The sequence below is a fragment of the Desulfobacter vibrioformis DSM 8776 genome (assembly GCF_000745975.1).
Taxonomy (GTDB): Bacteria; Desulfobacterota; Desulfobacteria; order Desulfobacterales; family Desulfobacteraceae; genus Desulfobacter; species Desulfobacter vibrioformis.
Genome location: NZ_JQKJ01000012.1, coordinates 120,603 through 138,923, shown reverse-complemented (window position 1 = coordinate 138,923; position 18,321 = coordinate 120,603). Strand labels below are relative to the sequence as shown.

At 50.6% G+C, this 18,321-nt stretch carries 14 protein-coding genes; 4 read left to right on the top strand and 10 right to left on the bottom strand.

The genetic code is table 11. The features are described from left to right. Positions 1–300 precede the first annotated feature (300 nt). The 3 genes from Q366_RS09580 to Q366_RS09570 form a co-directional block, all read right to left on the bottom strand. Complete coding sequence (locus Q366_RS09580) at positions 301–597, bottom strand: hypothetical protein (RefSeq protein WP_035238431.1); 297 nt, start codon at positions 595–597, stop codon at positions 301–303. A 216-nt stretch (positions 598–813) separates the two neighbouring features. After that, positions 814–1,557 carry a transposase gene (locus Q366_RS20265; protein WP_281175484.1) on the bottom strand — a complete coding sequence of 248 codons (744 nt, stop codon included), beginning with the start codon at positions 1,555–1,557 and terminating at the stop codon, positions 814–816. Positions 1,558–1,577: 20 nt separating this feature from the next. Next, complete coding sequence (locus tag Q366_RS09570; RefSeq protein ID WP_035238430.1) at positions 1,578–3,446, bottom strand: GNAT family N-acetyltransferase; 1,869 nt, start codon at positions 3,444–3,446, stop codon at positions 1,578–1,580. A 573-nt stretch (positions 3,447–4,019) separates the two neighbouring features. Between Q366_RS09570 and Q366_RS09565 the strand changes: the two genes are divergently transcribed. The 3 genes from Q366_RS09565 to Q366_RS09555 all read left to right on the top strand — a co-directional run bounded on the left by Q366_RS09565 (position 4,020) and on the right by Q366_RS09555 (position 5,540). Further along, a complete protein-coding gene (locus Q366_RS09565; protein WP_035238429.1) occupies positions 4,020–4,313 on the top strand; it encodes a hypothetical protein in 294 nt (97 codons plus the stop codon). Between the two features lie 134 nt (positions 4,314–4,447). Further along, the gene (locus tag Q366_RS09560) at positions 4,448–5,275 is read left to right on the top strand and encodes an EFR1 family ferrodoxin (RefSeq protein ID WP_035238428.1); all 828 of its coding nucleotides are present in this window, start codon (positions 4,448–4,450) and stop codon (positions 5,273–5,275) included. Positions 5,276–5,333: 58 nt separating this feature from the next. After that, positions 5,334–5,540: a tautomerase family protein gene (locus Q366_RS09555; protein ID WP_051957951.1), complete on the top strand. Its 207-nt coding sequence runs from the start codon at positions 5,334–5,336 to the stop codon at positions 5,538–5,540. Positions 5,541–5,679: 139 nt separating this feature from the next. On the opposite strand, the gene Q366_RS09550 is transcribed toward Q366_RS09555, so the two are convergent. The 7 genes from Q366_RS09550 to Q366_RS09520 form a co-directional block, all read right to left on the bottom strand. Next, positions 5,680–9,843: a glycosyltransferase family 2 protein gene (locus tag Q366_RS09550; protein ID WP_035238427.1), complete on the bottom strand. Its 4,164-nt coding sequence runs from the start codon at positions 9,841–9,843 to the stop codon at positions 5,680–5,682. After that, positions 9,813–10,475 carry a phage tail protein gene (locus Q366_RS09545; protein ID WP_211251880.1) on the bottom strand — a complete coding sequence of 221 codons (663 nt, stop codon included), beginning with the start codon at positions 10,473–10,475 and terminating at the stop codon, positions 9,813–9,815. Before Q366_RS09545 ends, Q366_RS09550 begins: the two co-directional genes overlap by 31 nt. A gap of 36 nt (positions 10,476–10,511) precedes the next feature. After that, positions 10,512–11,558, bottom strand: coding sequence for a hypothetical protein (locus Q366_RS09540; protein WP_035238426.1), 1,047 nt, complete (start codon positions 11,556–11,558; stop codon positions 10,512–10,514). Positions 11,559–11,582: 24 nt separating this feature from the next. Continuing rightward, complete coding sequence (locus tag Q366_RS09535) at positions 11,583–14,474, bottom strand: hypothetical protein (protein WP_035238425.1); 2,892 nt, start codon at positions 14,472–14,474, stop codon at positions 11,583–11,585. Continuing rightward, a complete protein-coding gene (locus tag Q366_RS09530; protein WP_035238424.1) occupies positions 14,468–15,082 on the bottom strand; it encodes a hypothetical protein in 615 nt (204 codons plus the stop codon). Before Q366_RS09530 ends, Q366_RS09535 begins: the two co-directional genes overlap by 7 nt. A gap of 27 nt (positions 15,083–15,109) precedes the next feature. Beyond that, a complete protein-coding gene (locus tag Q366_RS09525; protein ID WP_035238423.1) occupies positions 15,110–15,514 on the bottom strand; it encodes a hypothetical protein in 405 nt (134 codons plus the stop codon). Positions 15,515–15,634: 120 nt separating this feature from the next. Then, entirely contained in the window at positions 15,635–16,264 is a 630-nt protein-coding gene (locus tag Q366_RS09520; RefSeq protein WP_035238421.1) for a hypothetical protein, read from the bottom strand. Positions 16,265–16,851: 587 nt separating this feature from the next. Between Q366_RS09520 and Q366_RS09515 the strand changes: the two genes are divergently transcribed. Further along, a complete protein-coding gene (locus Q366_RS09515; protein ID WP_035238419.1) occupies positions 16,852–18,318 on the top strand; it encodes a hypothetical protein in 1,467 nt (488 codons plus the stop codon). Positions 18,319–18,321: the final 3 nt, after the last annotated feature.

Sequence of the window (18,321 nt, the reverse complement as noted above, 5' to 3'; positions counted from 1 at the left end):
CGTGGTAGAGAAAAACCTGTACCCAAATTGAGTATTGTACGCTGGCGCACACCCTTCTCAGTTCGTTCTGATTCAACCAACCTGTAGGTGTAATACTGGCGGCCATCTTTTCGGCTTTTAATCGTAGTTCTTCGAATATACATGGGGCCACTATATACACATGTCAATGGAAAAATCAACAACTTTATAATTTTATGGCACTACATTGGAGAATATTGAAGGAGCCGCATGCAACACACTTAAAACATTATGAAATAAATTCATAGTGCCATAAAAAATAGGTGAAATTTTATGTTTGTCTTAGAATTTTCGAAAAGATGGGTTAATAAAATTTGACGGGTTCGTAGCGGAAAATGCGTCCAGGGCCTGCCGGTCCGTCACCGCCGTATATTGCACCCGCTTGATATCCTTGAACAGGGCATGCTCCGGCCCAACGCCCGGATAATCCAGGCGCGCGGAAATGGAATGGGCTTCATGGATCTGTCCGTTTTTGTCCTGGAGCAGGTAGGATTTGGAACCGTGCCCCCCCACGCAGGCCACCAGGAGATCCGGGAGCCGGCCGGTCAGTTCAAGCATCTGTTTTTGAGCATACCCCACCGGAAATCCCCCAAACTGCTGGAATTAATGCCAGCCACTGGCCGGGATTTGGGAGTCAGAAAAGTCATAAACCAAATCAGGGAGAGAGTCGGAAGTAACAGGTTGCGGTCAATGTCATAAACTTAAGCATTGAGTATTTTATTTTACCACGAAGAACACGAAGTTCACGAAGATATCAGCATAATAAACTTCGTGTTCTTCGTGAACTTCGTGGTTTTAACCTGAAAGCATCTTAACTTTATGACATTGAGGTTGCGGTGGATCATGGTTACGGATTTCCCAAAGCCCAAGATGACGCAGAATTTTTTCGATGACGTCAAGTTCTTCGATGAAGCTGATGATATGCATCTTCCCCCAGCATTTCGGACAGACCAGCGGGTCCACTTCGTAAATTTTCTGGATTAACCTGGCCCAGTTCTGCCGGGACTCTTTGGATGACATCCCATTTGGAATAACAGCAGGGATGCTACCATCCGCCTCTGCCTTTCTTCTCATCCCCCGGGATTTGTTCGAATAATAACCGTAGTAACGGACCGTTTGCTCATATCGTCCGGGAATATGTGTCACTAACCTGGCTAACCAGTCAAGGGCATTAAAGGTTTTTCGAGACTTCCGGTTTTTGGATGTATAAACAACCTTGGCAGTATTATCATCGGAAACTTTCGCCGGTATGTAGACCATACGTTCCTGGGAAAAACAGGCGCGGATAATGTATCGAGCAAGATTACCGAGACCTGCCTTATCATCAGAAAAAATTTTGCTTCCGATATAGACATGAAAGCCTGAATGGCGCCATGAAAGCATCATCTCAATGATGGCATTTATAATTTTCCCCTCTTTTTTGAGCATTTTAAGCACTTCATACTGGAAGATCTCCTCCAGGTCTTCCAGAAAAAATCCGGGTGCCATATGAAAATCATCGTTATCTTGAAAACAACCATCAGAAACAGTGGAATGGATCTTTATAAACAGCTCTCGAGTTAAAAGAACATGGTCACTTCATATTCATTGAATGATTTTTCAATCTCCACATTGGAAAAACCGCTGCTGGCTAGCCGGATCATTTTTTTGTTCTCTTTTAGAATATATGCTGTAAATCCCTGGAGGCCTCTTTCCCTGGCATATTCCATCATCCGCTTCTGCAATGCGCCTCCCAACCCTACGCTTTGGTATTCAGGCCGGATCATATAGGCCACTTCCGCCAGATTGGTGGACGGGTCAAGATAGTAGCAGGCACTGCCAACAATATGGTTTTTCCCCCGGTCTCCTGCAATGGCCATAAATGACATCTCGTTTTCATAATCCACATTGCACAGATGTTCGGCCGCTGATACGGAAAGAGATTTCAGTTGGGAGAAAAACCGGGTATAGATATCTTCTTTCGACATATCGTAAAAAACTTCCTGCAATTCTTTGACATCACTGGCCTTGGATGGGCGTATCAGAACTTTTGTGCCGTTTTTTAAGGTGACTTCCCGCTCTTCCTCAGCCGGATAAGCCACACGGCTTTTCAGGGTTTGGCCCTCCCGCACATATCCCAATTCTTTGGCCTCGTCCAGAAGCTGTTCACGGAAATTGGGGTGGGCAATCTCAATCAGGGAGAGGGTTCGCTCGCGGATGGTCTTGCCGAACAGATAAGCGATCCCGTACTCCGTGACCACATAATGGACGTCAGACCTTGGAATGCTTACTCCCTCGCCTTCCCTGAGCAGGGAGCGTATCCGGGATTCGCTGCCGTCTTCGGTTGTCGAAGACAGGCAGATGATAGGTTTGCCTCCGGGAGAGTTGGCAGCCCCCTTTAAAAATTCCGACTGGGTCGAAACCCCGCCGTAGAATTCGCCTTTAAACTGGTCCGTGCAGACCTGGCCTGTCAGGTCAACGGCAAATGCCTGTGAAACCGAGATGAACTTTGGAATAGCCGAAAGAATTGCGGGGTTGCAGACATAATCAATGGGATGAAAGGAAAACATGGGGTTGCGGTCGATAAGATTATACAGCCGTCTGGTGCCCATGCAGTAACTGCATACGATCTTTTCCCGGTGAACCGTTTTTGCCTTCCCCGTGACAACACCTTTTTCAATCAGGTCCACAATGGGTTCGGTGATGACATCCGAGTGGAATCCCAGATCTTTTCTGTTTGTCAGATACTTGAGCATCTCGTTGGTGATCCGGCCTAAGCCCACCTGGAGGGTAGAGCCGTCTTCAATAATCCGGGCGACATATCTGGCTATCTGTTCACCGACCGCATCCGCCGGCGGATGGATGTATTCGATCACCGGTGTCTCAACCATGACCATGTGATCGATCTGGTCAATATGAATGTGGCTGTCTCCGAATGTGTTCGGCATATTCGGATTGATCTCGGCAATAACGGTCCCGGCCTTATTAACAGCAGCCTTTGCAATATCAACGGAAACGCCCAGGCTTACAAATCCGTGTTCATCCGGCAGGGATGTCTGGATCAGGGCAACATCCACACACATCCCTCCGCTGTTGATCATATGGGGGACCTGACTGATGCAAATCGGTACATAGTCGGCCTGGCCCTGTTTGACGGCTTCCCGCATATCGGTGCCCACAAAAAAGACCCGGTGCCGGAACCGGGTGCTGAAAACCCCCTCTTTTTTACCCACAGCGCCGTCTGTAAGGAAATGAAAGAGCTCTACATCGAACAGATTGCCTTCCAACGCTTCCAGAACTTGAATCAACGCCCTGGGGGTGGCGCATACAGACCCCACAAAAATGTGGTCTCCAGGCTTGATTTTGGACAACGCTGTTTCCGGCGTTGTCAGCCGTTTTTCAAACGGCGTTCCCAATTTTTTCCGATCGGTTTCCTGATTGTGTGTCATGGCAGCCTCTTCATTTTTAATGGATTGTTTTAAACATGAACACCGGGTTGTTTGGAGAACAAAAGCAGCGTACTTTGTACAAAGTATTCCTGCTGTTTTATCATCACGAATATTTTATTAAAAAACATTTGTCCGCCAGTACTTTTTTATAACAGCCCATGGGGGGGTTATATGAAAGTCTGTGTCACCTGTACAGACCTTTTAACTTTCGTTGTAGGCTGAATCACGGTGAAAAACCGGGTCACACTTCAGATTCTGGCCAGAGCCAGGGCCCTTGAGATCTGCTCCGGGATTATCCGGGCACTGAAGGAGAGAATCTCGTTTTTCTCTTGTATTTTTAATCCGCCCAATGTCAGTTCCACTTTATGCTGAGACGACCGAGAATAGTAGCGGCAAAATCAGCCTGTTTTTTGAGCCTTTTAGCCTCTTAAAACCAAAGCCCTCATAGAAAGAAACAGCGTTTTCGTCTTTGGCATCAACAACCATACCTAAAATCCCTACCTTTTAAATTTACATGACGTTCCAAATGATGCGTCGGAAACAACCAAATCGCATCGGAAAAAGACTATCCAATTGATTTTTCGCACTTTAAATATCAACGGCCGTGTATTCGGTGCCCAAGGAGTCAATGAAACCCATGACCAAGCCACTATTTTCAATGTCAATTTGGAACGGACATACGGCTTCATCCACCCGGTTAAGATGACAATGCCCATCATCCTGCCTGCATTGATTAAACTTAACCGGCAGGACTACTTTGCTGGAGCCGCTATGGCCGGTGTGGCTTGTGTGATTGGTGAACATGCCACAAACAATGAGCCAAATCTGAAAATTGACAATGGAAAAATTACGGATTTTCCCCATTGATACGTCCATACAAAAAGCCTATCATAGATGAATTTACTACATTTCCTTGAGGCCATGCAAAAGTCGGCCTGAAAACTTAGAAATTTCCCAACGTTTCTTATGCAACGATGGAGTAATCAAAAAGGAGGCAGCAAATGGATATAAAATCAATTTCATGTGTATATTTTTCACCAACAGGAACAACCAAAACAATTATTGAGAACATTGCACAAGGCTTACAGGCAGAACGAGTTGAGATGATGGACTGTACTATCCGGTCTTTACGGGAAAAAGATTCTTTGGTTTTTAATAATGACTTGGTCATTCTTGCTACCCCTGTTTATTACGGCCGTGTTCCCGAAGAAGTGGTACCTTTTTTGAAAACATTACGTGTTCAAAATACACCTGTTGTATTAACTGTGGTTTATGGTAATCGGGAATATGAAGATGCGCTTATAGAGCTTCATGATATTTCGGTGGAACAAGGATTCATACCCGTTGCAGCAGGCGCATTCATAGCCGAGCACTCCTATTCCAATCCTTCCAGGCCAATTGCTCATGCCAGACCTGATGTGGATGATATTGAAAAGGCACAGGCTTTTGGTTCCAAAATTAGAGAAAAATTTAAAACCATTGACTCTTTAGAGGATATAGAAAAAATAAGTGTACCCGGAAATATTCCTTATATTGAACCTGAAAATCTAAATATGATCAAGCAGGTTCGTAACACATTATCCTTTACGCCTGAGACGGATAAAGATAAGTGTATCCAATGCAACTTATGTGCAGAAGTTTGCCCTACCCAAGCGATTAATCCCGAAGATATTTCCCAGATAAACAAATGGCAATGTATTATTTGTTTTGCTTGTGTGAAAAACTGTCCAACAGAGGCCAAACAAATGAATGATCCACATTTTAATGCAGCGATTGAACAATTACAAAAGGCATGCCTGGAAAGAAAAGAACCTGAGATGTATCTATAAAAAACAACATGTTGTGCCTGAACGATAAGTCAGAAGAATTCAAGTTTATGGACAACCGGTGGGCACAAAAAGCGTGCCCATTCTACCGCTTGAGCAGATGGCTAAACAGCGATTATACAAGCTAATATTTAATCAATTGAAAAAACTTGGTTATCAAGATAATGATGCGGTTATTGTTCTATCAGAACCAGAACTGAACAACTGGGGTGTTCGTGGAGGCATTCCGGCAAATGAAATTGATCTGGGATTTAATTTGAAAGTATGAAGAACATGAAGATTGATTTCCCGGCATATATTCTTCATGCTCTTCATGTCCTTCATGGTGAAATAAAAATACTCAATGCTTAAGTGTATGACATTGGATGAAGAGTTGGCGCTATGATCCAGCGATTGAACCATTCCGGTCAATTTCTATCCGGCAGGTAGTTAAGACGCCAATCCCGGACTTCGTTGAATATGCCGGTTATTACGCTGTCCGTATTCTCATTGTTTTTGTAGATCGTGTCATTGGGATTTTCCAATTGGATATGTTTCAACCAGTTTGTTTTCCTGGCAATGGCAATGAACGGTTTGTTTTGTTGCTGGCCAAGAATCGCCAGCCAAACATCCGCCATGTTCGGCCTCTTGAAATCCCGGGCCGACACCCTGATCGTATCCGTGTGAAAGCCGGTGGTGCCCGTTCCAAGGACATGGACGATCTGATCCTTTTTCAGGCTGGTCAGGCAATGGTGGAACACCGCCTTGTCCCTATAAAAAGATCTCACCTCGGGTTTCATGATTTTACCATGCACACCGACCACTGCCAGGCGCCCGTAATGCTCAATCCGGCGGACGATACGCCACACATAATCTTTGGGGTATACCAGGTCGTCATCAATGGAGAGATAATACCCCCGGATTTGGCCGGACTTGAAAAATTTGCCTGCATCTCCCAGGTTTCCGGAATTTTCGCCGGACAGGTAAACCCCAATCTTGTTTTTTTTCAAGAACCTGGGTATTTCATTGTAATCATTGAGATAAACGTGCAGAAAATCCACTTGGCCGATAATGGAATCAACTGCCTGTTCCAGTGCATTAATACGGGCCGGATAAGATGCCAGGCCGCAGTGGATCTCATCCAGCTTAAAGCTGATCAGAGGAGTTTTAGCGCGTTCGCCCGGATTCATCCGGCTTTGATGATTGCCGTGAAACAGCAGGGATTCCCGGACCTGGTACATATTCAACCCTTTTGCGTAAAGCCTGCCGCTTATTTGTTGGCCCACCCCGGATGACATGTTCGGATCCGCATGCCACCGGCTGGGGGGAACAGGATCAATGCGATATTCCAATGCATCGAAAAACCGCCTGCCCGATATGAAACACATATCAATCCAGCCCGTGAGAAAAAAGCGGCAGCCGTTGAATGATTTGATGCAAGGAAAGACATTCGTCCAGTTCGGCCGCCCGATTCGTGATTGGTCCAACAACAGATTGAGGCTTATCTTACCGGGGTCCTGTATTTTCATCCATTGGTCCACGGCGTCATTGAAGAAAGAGGGTTCCACCTCGACATCATCAGGCAATTGAATGAACAGATCAAACCGGCATGTTTTCATCCGGCTGTAGGCCTTGTCAATCAGCCGCCAATATCCCTGTTTGCCGTTGTTCCGGTTTTCCTCACTGTAGTTGCATTGAAGGTTGGATAAAACCGGTACATGAACCGTTTCTCCACCGTCGTTCATGATGTCCACGGTAATTGGCCGCTCCCCTTTATTCCCCTTGGAAAAACAGACGGCGGATTCATCTAATTGTCTCAACAGGCGAATCAGGCGGGACGGTCTGTTGAAAGTGGTGATCAACACCCGTATTTCAAGGCCTTCATCTATTTTAAGGTTTTTACCCAGGTCCCGGATTCCCACGGTGTCCTCCACCGATGCTCCCCCCCAGGTTCCTGGATTGCGGACCAGTTGTCCCGAACGTTGTTTGACGATTTCATGATTCCGCTTCCACGCGGTCCTGGCCTGGGCCACCTCTTTGGGGTCGTCCAGAACGGTATGCTTGCGCGGATGCCATTGGTGCAGCATTGTGGTCCGGTCCTCAATCCATCTAACGTCCAGGCCGGCCAGGACGGCCCTCTGCATCATGTCGGTGTCCATGGCGCCCCACCAGAGCAGATCTTCGTCATACCCCCGGACATCGAAAAAAAAGCGGCCCGGCCCGGCCTGGATACCGCCCGTTCCCCAGCTCGGCCTCAGGGTTGCGCTGCGCCGCAACAGGTCAAACCTGTTTTCCAATGCGTGTTTTCGCGTCAATGGCGGGATCTCTCCGGGCAGGTCCGAACTCCGGCATAAGACAAAACTTTGGGGCGTTTGGATAAATGTATCAAGCACAACGGAAAAGAAATTGGGCGCCAGGATCATGTCGGCGTCCATGGTCATCAGAAACCGGGCTTCCGGTGGCGAAGCGCGGATACCCATGTTGAGTGCAAGCGGTTTATTCCAAGGCAGTCCGGGATCTCCTGCGCACATGAGGGTTGCACCGTTTGCCGCGCAGATCTCTTTTAATTCTGCATCAATGCCGGGTTGGCTCCCGTAACTTACCACCAGGGTCAGCAAAGGCCTGCCTGCCGATTGCCAGTTAAGGCCCTGCAAGGCGTTGCGCAACCGCCCCGAGCGGTTCCGGACCGGAATAATCACGGTAATGGGCACCGGACCGGCTTCCAATGCCTTGGCCGGGCCGGCCGGGCCGGCCGGGGTGCCGGATTTGGTGGATTTGCCGGATTGGTCAGGCCTAGGGTGCTTGTCAGGTCTGACAGGCGGATCGGGCCGGAACCGTTTCAATACCCTCCCCCACTCCCGGCGGTCCCTGATTCGGTCCAGTCTCAGGTCGTATTCGCCCATCTGGATGACGGGATAATGACCGGCCTTGATGGACTTTGCCAGTGCAGGTGCCCATTCAGAAAATGGGTTTCCGTGGTGCCATGCATGCAGGTGCCAGCTTTCCAAATTCCCCAGTGCGCCCCGGAACGCGCCATGGCGCTCAAGCGCGTCACTAATGATCCGTTCCAGGGGCATGCAACGGTTTCCGTTGAATATCGGTTTCAACCGGCCGTACAACTTTCTCCTGTCGCACAGGAAATACCGGGTTGTGGCGGTGGGAAAACGCCAGATACCCGCTTTGGGGTCCCATTTTGCCAACCTGGCGTTTGCCGGGCCAAGGCTTTTCCCCGGGGGGCCGGCAGGTGGCCCCGGGTGGGTCATCATGAGCCAGAGCCCGGGATCATGGTCCATTATCGCCAGGGACTGGGTGATCCAGCTCTGTTCCCCGGTATGAAAGAAAAGATCCGCATCTGTCTGGAGCACATAGTTCCCGGGCATGGATTCCATGCCGAACAGGGTGGCATAGATGGGCCCCCCGGTTAAGGCATGGAGCGGAACCCCGGGGGCGTATTTTCCAAAAAACCGTGCCATGACGCGCCGGACAACATCCGGGGAGGTATCCACATCCCGCACGGCATCCACGGTTCCGTCCGCCAGGAGCTTTTCGAGTATCTGATCAAGTTCCTGGTCGCTTGAACGGGGGCGGCTGCGGTATTTCCCGGTAAATGCGGGATTGCGGTCCACAATGATCGCCTTTTCGGCAAAGGGGTATCTGGCCTGGGAAACGATGTGCCGGACCGTAACATCCATGAACGGAGCGTCCATGACAGTGGCCTTGATCATCAGTCCCACTGGCGGGGAGTTTTTTTTATCCATTTTGTCATCAAGTCCTTTATCCGGGGGATTCGCGGCCTTGCCCGGTAATCCCGGCAAAGCCGCAGGTGCGGTTTTCGACGGCAACGGCTCCGGAAGGGACCGGTACGTCCCGGCCAGCCGTTCCCGCAAAGAATCAAGGGCCTGGTCCGTATCATCCCAGGCAGCGGCCCCCACAGCTTGCCTCAACAAATCCGGCGGGTCCGGAAAAACCCGGCGGTCCGCCGGATTGCTGATATTTTTCCCGTGGCACAACCAGAAAAACAGGGTATCGTTTCTTAATACCCGGCCCGGGTATGCAGATGTAATATTCTGCATCCATGGCGTGTCGCTGGCCCGCTCCAAGGTTTCAGGGAATAGAAAAGGCATGGCCGCCTCTTTCCGGAATCCGGCGCTGTTGAATATGATGCGCCCGCCAGGTGTCCGGAACCGGGCGGAACGCTGCCCGTTCAAATCGAAAAACCAGCCCTGGCAGGCACCGGCATATGCAGCGCCCCCCTTGAGCGCCCCATACAGGCGCGTCAGCTTTTCAGGGTGCTGCCAGTCATCGTCATCAAACCAGGTGAAAATATCGCCCCGGGCTTCCCCCATGGCTATGTTGCGCTTGGCAGCGATCCCGGTCCCCGGCGGTGCGGGGATCACGCGGCAGTTATCCCGTCCTTGGGCCCGGAAGGGGTCCGGGGAACTGTCGACAATCACCAGTTCCCGTTGGGGCCAGGTCTGCCGGTCAAAGCACCAGAGCACCCAGGGCATGAACGCCGGCCTTCCCTCGGTGACGCAAAGGCAACTGATCAGGTCCGGGGGATTCATGGTCCGGGAAAAGGAAAGTTGGGCCATTGCCGGGACCATGCCGGATAATTGGTGAACTTGATGATGAAATTCACGTAGGTATTCACCGGCCGGGTTTCGTTTTTGCTGACTTTTTCCAATTTGGAACAAGCACCTTCCTCATCAACCGTGGGCCCGGTGGTGGGCGTTGTATCCTGCATTCCCGGAATCGCCGGCTTGCCTGCCTGGGCCGGTGCAGCAGGCGTCTCCACCTTTTGATAACAGTGCCGGTGTGACTCCAGGGCGTCTTCCTGGGTGGAGCCCACTTCCTCCTTACCCCCATTTGCCGGCGGTCGGCGATCCGTTACATCCGGGTCGTTCCCGGACCCGTGGTCAACGCCCCGGAGAAACATGCCCCGGTAATCCGGAATGTTGAATGTTTTGGGATTGTCTTTAACCGGTTTTCCTCCGTAGCGGCTGCCGATGACATTGAAAAGCTCCGGATATCTGAGGACCTCCAGTTCCCGGCCATCGCAGAGCATCCAGCCACCGGCTTCCAGATTCCGGTCTTTTTCCGGCGGACTGGTTTGGACATCCAGGGGTCCGGCATAGGCCATGACCGCCCCCACCGGCGTCCATGGCTCGGAATTGAAACGAACCATGCCGGGGGGTAACGGGATCACTGGTATTGGGATTTGCATATTCCCTCGTTTAAGGTTTCTATTGTCCGTTCACTATTAAAATATCTTGTTCAATTCCTTGATTTGATCAGTTTTATCCTTTTCGGACAAATTACGAACCGTACCATCGAACTGATCAAAGCTGTAAAACGTCCATATCTTAGACGGATCATTTTTCATCCACTCCAGAAACTGTCCGGGTGTTGCACTATACATGCAATGGTCATCCCATTCTTGCACCTTTTCGGCCCCAACGGGCTGGGTGCCTCCCAACCCCGTCAGGTTGCTGATCAGGCACATATTGGCATCCATGATATTGTTGCCGCAATAAAGTGATTCAGGCCCGTGGCGGGTTACCGTAGCGCCGTTAGTCGCGGCTTCCCTGGCATTGATCGCATTTTTCAGCCATGTGGGGAGGATGCCGGTAGCCCCGCCGTCATTTTCCACTTTAAGCAAGTTGCCGGTGTCACGCTCTTTCATCTGACTGAGGAATCCCCCACCGTATACCGCAACCGTGACCAGGTCCCAATCCGCTACGTATGGCCTGCCCATCTTGTCCGCGCATAACGCCACCAGTTTTTTGCTGCTCGTTGAGCCCAGTTTTTCCCAGGAAAGGATGGGAATGCCGGACGGCGATTGAATCTCATACCTCAATTCCCATTTGTCCGAGCTGACATGTTCACTTTCCCGGCGGTAGAACATTTTTTTTGCCGGTGTCACCTCTCCCGGCTTGTTCCCCTTGCCCAGCACGTTATCAGTCGGCAGCAGTCCGGAAAGGCGGTCGGTGCCATTATCTTTCGTCAATATTTGGGGGTCAATGCTTTTCGCCTTGTATGTCAGCGGTTTCGCCACGAATGAACCCAACCGTCTCACAACCCCGCCCACGGCCACGGAACGATACACCATGAGTAGAATGGGTTTGACACCCATCCTGACAAGAGATTTAAGCTGTTTTTCACCTTCCTTCATGGTCTCCACCACATCGGTGCGTCTCTCATTCACGCCCACAAGGCCTGCGGTAACATCCTCAAGCGGATTGCGTATCTGGGGCAATTCCAATGTGTTGCTTCCGTCCTCATAGCACAAATAAAACTTGTCGCCCATTTTTACCTCCTTTTTCGTTTACGGTTATTTCGGTTGTAATGAATCTATTTCAAGGGCCGAAAACTCGTTCCCTGCACCCTGCAGTATCGTCATTGCCGTGGGCACCACCACCTCCCAGGAATCGCACACCCCGGGTTCAACCGGTTGACGGTTCCCGGTCTTTTTCAACTCATTGGCCACCGGCACATCTGATTCGTTTGCCGGGGCCATGGCGTTTTGGCCGGTCCACAGCATTCCGGAGGAGAGGAAATAAAGGACTGCCATGTTATTTTCAGGACGGGCAGGAACCATGATCCGGGCGGTGTCGGCGCGAAGAAAGTCGGCAAACTGCAGGTCCCCGTCCGGGATCGCATCTATGTCGATTTTTTTATAGGATTGGATGGGATGCTCATGGAACTGGCAGGCCATCTCATCCCATTCAAAAACCCGGTCAAAAAATTCAATGTACCGCGGTTCGTTGACAATGAATTCACCCGGGGCCTGTCCAGTTCCGTGGGGTGACGTGTATTCGCATCCCACGAGTTTGAAATACCGTTCGAATAACAGCTTGAAACAGGCCTTTTTCAGTTCCCAGCGCTCAATATCCCTGTAGTGACGGCCGGGCCGGGATGCCTTGTCCTCTTTACCCGAAATCCCGGCATTCTCCCGCCATGCCGCTTTCCGATTCCGGTAGCCCTCAAGTATGGCCTGGTAGGTTTTAATTTTCCACTCATCGAGAAGCCGGTCGGAAATCCCGCATTCAACCTCCACGGACACCATGAAATTGTCAGGTGTTTCCGGCGGAGATACCATTGCCGGATTGCCCAGGATACCAAAGGGGATGGCGCCGCTCTCATTGAACATATCCCCCTTTTTAACCACATCTCCGGGCTTGAATTCAAATTTTTGCCGGCCCACAATCCCTTTTACGGTGCCAGTGCCACTGGTTCCCGAAAAAATACAAGACACCCGGGCCTGTTTTGCCTGATAACCGTCCGGCAGGGCAATTCGCTTTTCACCCGTATCTTCAATCAACTCTGAAATTATCCGTTTTTCCGGTGGTGGCGGCTGGATATCGGTGACATGGTAAAGCGATGCCAGAAAGGCGTAATTCTCCGGAGTAACAGCCTTGAAGGACGGTATATGGATACAAGGATCTTCAGGTTCCCGGAAAGCCCCCCCCTGTTTTTCACTTTCCCGGCTGATGAAATCGGCGGCAGGATTTTCAACCATGAATTCGATCATCATACGGGCACCGTAGTTTACAACCTGTATTTTGAAGATCTTGTTCAGCCAGCGGTAGACCCCGGTCAGGCCGTTCGCGTTTCCGGTATTGTCAAAGGTGCTGGTTTCGGTTTCCTCGGTTTCATCCAGTGCGGAATAATGGCGTTCCCGCAGCACCCTCCTGGTGATGCGTCCGGTTGTTTGGTTGAGAATCGTCCTGGCGAACTTGGAAACATCTTCCCTGGACGGTTTCTCGGGCTGGATTTCAACATTCCAGCCCCCCGTCAAGGTGCCCTGTATCGGGGGACCGTAAGTCGTTGTGAACTGCGTATCATCATCGTAGTGGGTCACCATTTTATTTTCGGCAATGGTTTTCAGTGTTTCAACGGCCAGGTTGGTCCGGTTTTCCCGGGTCCGGTTTTCAATGACCTCCCCATGCCCGTTTTCGGTTCTGACCGCTTCACTTGTCCGGTTGAGCCGGCGCTTTTTCAGCTCCTTGCGTTCACCCGGCATGATATTTATGATTTTGGCGATTTCCCCGGATTCATACCGCAGCAGATGCCTGCGCACCATCTGCAGGTCTCCGATGGCATAAGGCTCTATCCAGTCATTGCCGGATATATCAGGTGAATACAGGGGAATCTGTCCGGGGGGAAGCGGAAAAAGTGCCTTGGGGAGTATGATGGTGGCCTGGGCCATCTTTTGAAAAACAAGGGGCTTGCCAGGGGCTTCAAAAAACTGTGGGTCATTGGCAAAGGCATTGAAAAAGTTTGCCGCTGCCAAGGTCATCACAAGACCCTGGTAATCCTCCCGGTCGTAGCCCAGGATGATGGTCAAGGCAAAGTAGCTGTCCCAAACGGCATTCAGCCCTTTGGCGTATTCGGGGGATGACAGGAATAGGTTCCATTCATCCTCAGGCAATTGGAGGATCTGCTGTATATTCTCCCTGATCCCGGCCATGTCCGGAACATCAATACTGCGTAGATAGCCATACAATTGGATATAATCCCCAAGGGGCCCGGGAAGCAAGCGCGGATCATGCACGAACCGGCTGCTGTCTATGAATGAGACAGCGTATTGTTTCATTTTAAAACGCGCCAGGGCATCATGTGACGCGGATTTCCCGATTGATATCAGCTTTGCGTACAATGTCCCGTCCGGGTCCGGCCCGGGATTATATGTGATGAAATTCAGTTTCAGGTCCTGTTTCGTGATTGACGGCCATACCCGCATATATACATAGGGGAACAGGTCTCCGGCCTGCTTGATCTTCTCTTCGGGCAACGGCAGGGGCGGTGAATAAGGATCAATGGAGATGACCGGGGGCGTCGGGGGCGTCGGAACCGGGGCAGGGTCCATTTTAAAAGTGACCATGAACCCTTCGAAGTGCCAGTCATCAGGTGCCGAACCAACGCGCAGATTACCGAAAACCCCGGCATTGTCCGCGCCGATGACTGAATGAAACATCATGCATTTGAACCATCCGTCCAACTGGAGTTCATTATTATGGATAAAACTCACATATTCTTTTTCATGGCAATGAATTTCCAGGGGATAGGCGCAGGGCTTGCCATATTCAATGAAAATGTTTGCCTGGATTGGCGGGCCATCCAGATTGTAGTTTTCCGGCACATCGAACTCAATGGTAATCTTTTTATCCGGTTCGCTGTGAATACAGTCGGACCAGATTTTTTTTATGTATTCGATTACCATTTCTTCCTGCCCTCCAGGAAAAACCGCAATGGTTTGGAACCGGGGCCCGGACCACCGCCCAACATGAGAATCCGGGCTTTTTTCAGTCCGGACAAGTCAATCTGCGTTTTAAAATCCGAAAGCCGTCCGGGGGGAAGCGGCTGGCCCTGGATAACCCGCAGCCCCGTTCCGATTAAAATGGTGTTGTTGAAGTGAAAATTCACCGTTTCACCCGGAAGTATCCGGGGACGGAGGGCAAGCAGGAAGCCGCTGCGATATATCCTGGCGGTGTACGATTCCCTGCCGGTTCGATTGGAAACAGATATTTCCATTGGGTCGGAACCTGTCTTCACAATGACGCCGCCACCCGTTCCCGGGCACATCTGGTGCCGAATGCCTTCTCTCCCCAGAGATATCCTCGGGGATTCATTTCCGTGGATATCGGACAGCCCCAGGGAAAGCCCCCAGTCAAAACGGATCGGATGGGACCATTCATAGCCGCAGTTCCTGATGACTTTCCAGGCAATCAGGGGGTGGTTGTCCCCTTGCCCAAGGTTTTTTTGCAGCACAATAATTCTGGGCAAATTGGCATCCATGGACAGATTTATGTATGTCAGATCGGTATACATAACGGCAATACCCTGGACCGGGTTTTATCACGCCGGTGACACTGAGGGAAATCCTCCGATAAACCCGATTTCCTGGCGTTGCATTTTCTCAGGCCCATATGCCAGTTTCACCCGCAGCAGTATCTCATTTGAGCCGACCCGGAGCTTTATGGCCCCATCAACGGTGAAATCGTCCGAAGGCGGGGACGTGACCGGTACAGGAATATTGACCCATTCGTCGGCCAGGGTCACGTCTTCCATTGTACTTGCCAAGCCTTTGGGCGCTTTTGTAAAATCCTTGACCGTGATCGTCGCGGAAACGAATTTGTGTTCATCATCGTATGTCGGAACGCCGGTAATTTCGAGGCCGTTATAAGGCTCCTGTTTCATGGGAACCTTTCTCCAGTCACCGGAGTGCCATTTCAATTCATTGGTACTTATTTCCTGGGACATATTTATTTTCCTTTACCATACCCTTTTGAAACAGGGATATTCACGACAGTTACCCAAAGGCGGGCAGTCGCAGTGCAATACAGGAAGGCAGGGCGCCTTCCTGTATTATGCGGAACGGTTTTACATGGTATTGATGTTTTCCAGGTGGAATTCAAAGGGCAGTGAGCCGGGGCCGGGGCCACCGCCGGTCATGACGATATCCGCGCTGGAGATGCCGAAGAGGTTGAGTTCCGTATTGATCGTTTTGATGACAGCCGAATCCATGACATCGGATTCCACGATCTGATTGACCACACCGATATAGATCCGGGGATGGAACTGGAAAACCGCTTTCTGGCCCGGGGCCATATTGGTTTTGGCGGCCAGCAGTCTACCGCTTCTGTAAATATTGGCATTGATCGCACCCTGGGTCAGGTTGTTTCTCACCTCCACCTCCGCAGAGCTGGTTGCCGGTACGCTGGCAACGGTGAGCACATCACCCGAGGTATCCTTCACCATTTCATAGGCCATACCGTCCACCGCATCCAGCCTCGGTGTATAATTCCCGTAGGAATCACTGGCCGCGATCTGGAAATTCAAGGGATACGTAAAGGGATGATTGTCGAGCCGGCCGCAGTTTTCGATCACTTTCCAGGCGATGGCGATTTCACCGAAAGACTCGGCTACATTCTGCTGGAACACCACCACCGTGCTGTTGTTGACGTCACTTGACCTGTTGATAAAATTCAGTTTGATGTCTGAAAGAGCCATGCTTTGCCTCCTGTGAGATTTTCACGTAGCCAAAGGCGTTACGCAAAAAATGATTGGATTTTAATAACATTAATTGATTTGATTTTCGATCCGGTTTTTTTGTTTTTTCACCTCCTTTGACATATTTTTATAGATTTTAAGAAGATCCGCCAAAACGCGATCACTGACAACAAGAGCAATCCGTATACCAGAATGGAAAAAAACAGGGAGATATATCATTTTTATAAGAAACTAGAGACAAGATACGGGAAACAAGAGTGAGAAGCGCCTGGGGCGCCCATTTCAGCCCCGCATTGTCGGTGTTTTTCGTTTCATTGTTCGTTGCGGGCTTGCGGCCCATGGGGGTTATCCGCAAACAATGAATACATGAATATGCTGACCGTCCTGGCCCTCCATGGGCCGGCTGGAAGTGTTCAATAAATCTGTCACCTGCAAGAAATAGTTGACAATGCCGCCGTGTCGGCCCTTTTGGATACTATCGGGTCCGGAGCGGCATATTTGTTGCTGCAACCCGGGTAATTCAATTCAGTCAGAACCTTTAAACATAAAGATATCGCATTTTGTCAACCAGGGAGAGTGAAACTAAAGTGAAAACCCTTGTCAGGAAGGCGGAAACGCTTGCAGGCGCGGGATATTGCATCAAAGCTGCCATGGCTTACATGGAGGCGGCGGAATTGTCGACTTCCAAATTGGAGTGCATGAGACTCAAACGCCTGGCTGCCGGAGAATCCATGGCATGCGGCCATATTGCCGAAGGCCGGGCGCTTGTGGTCCCGTTGTTGGTGAAACATGGGATCTCGGATCCAAAAACCGGCCGGCCCCTGGCAATGAGACTTCTTTGGCAGCTTCTCATACTGGGGGTCCGGCCCTTTGCCCGAAGTTTTCCAGGGAAGACCGGATTTGACAATCCCCTGGCAGTGGAAATGGTGGACTGCTGCTTTACCGCAGGAAAGGGATTCATTGCCATTGAGCCCATGACCGGGTTGTTTTACCTGCTCAAAAGCCTGTTCCTGGCGCTGAAGACAAGTGATTCCTTTCGAATCGCCAGGAGCTTATGGCTTTCCGGCGCAGTGCTGTGCCAGGCCAATTTCAGGTTGGGCGGGCCGGGAACGGACTTGTTGATGGCCGCAAAAAAATGCCTTGAACAATGCCGAACGCCATACCAGGAAGGACTGCTGTCCATTGCGTTCGCCCAGGCCAGCATGAAGGAATCACGCTGGGAAGAGATGCTCCGGCTTTGTGACACAGGTGTGCGCATATTGGGGGACCACTGCACAAATGTGTCATGGGAAATCACTGCGGGTCGTATTTCAGGCCTCTATGCGCTGCAAAAAAAGGGAGACATCAGGGAATTGCTGGAGCGGTGCGGGAAATTATCAACGGATTCCAGGCAGGCCGGCAACATCCTGGGGCAGGTTGCGGCTGAAACGTTCAGTGCGTACTGGGATATCGCCAGGGGAAATCCGGCACTGGCCAGGGAAAAGGCGGCTAAGGCGGCACAGCTATTCGCCGGTCGGTCTTACAGTGTTCAATTGTTTTACGCCCACCGGATTTTCGTTTATAGCGATGTTTACGAAGGGCACATCCAAAATGGGTTGATAAGATTAGACAAAACCTTGAAAACAATGAATAAAAGCAGCCTTATACGGTTTGACATTCCTAGGCTGGACGCATGGATACTCACTGCCCGCGTGAACCTGGTTGCTGCAGTGGATAGCCCCGCCAATCGAGATTATTTCCTGGGCAGGGCGGCAAGGTTCGGTCGGTTGCTCCGGAAGGACCGGAGAATTGATTCAATGGCCTACGGACATGCCTTTGAAGCCGGTGTGGCCCACCTGAAGGGCGACAAGGCAAAAGCCTCGAAAGGCCTTGATGCCAGCCTTGAACTGTTTGAACGGGCAGGCATGGATTTGATGGCTGAATGCGTCGGGTTCAGGCAACATCAATTGGTGGGATGCTGCAACCATCCTGACATGGAAATCTTTTCTAAAATCGCTATCCATTCACCGGAAAAATGGCTGGACATGATAATCCCGGGATTTGAAGATGAATGACGC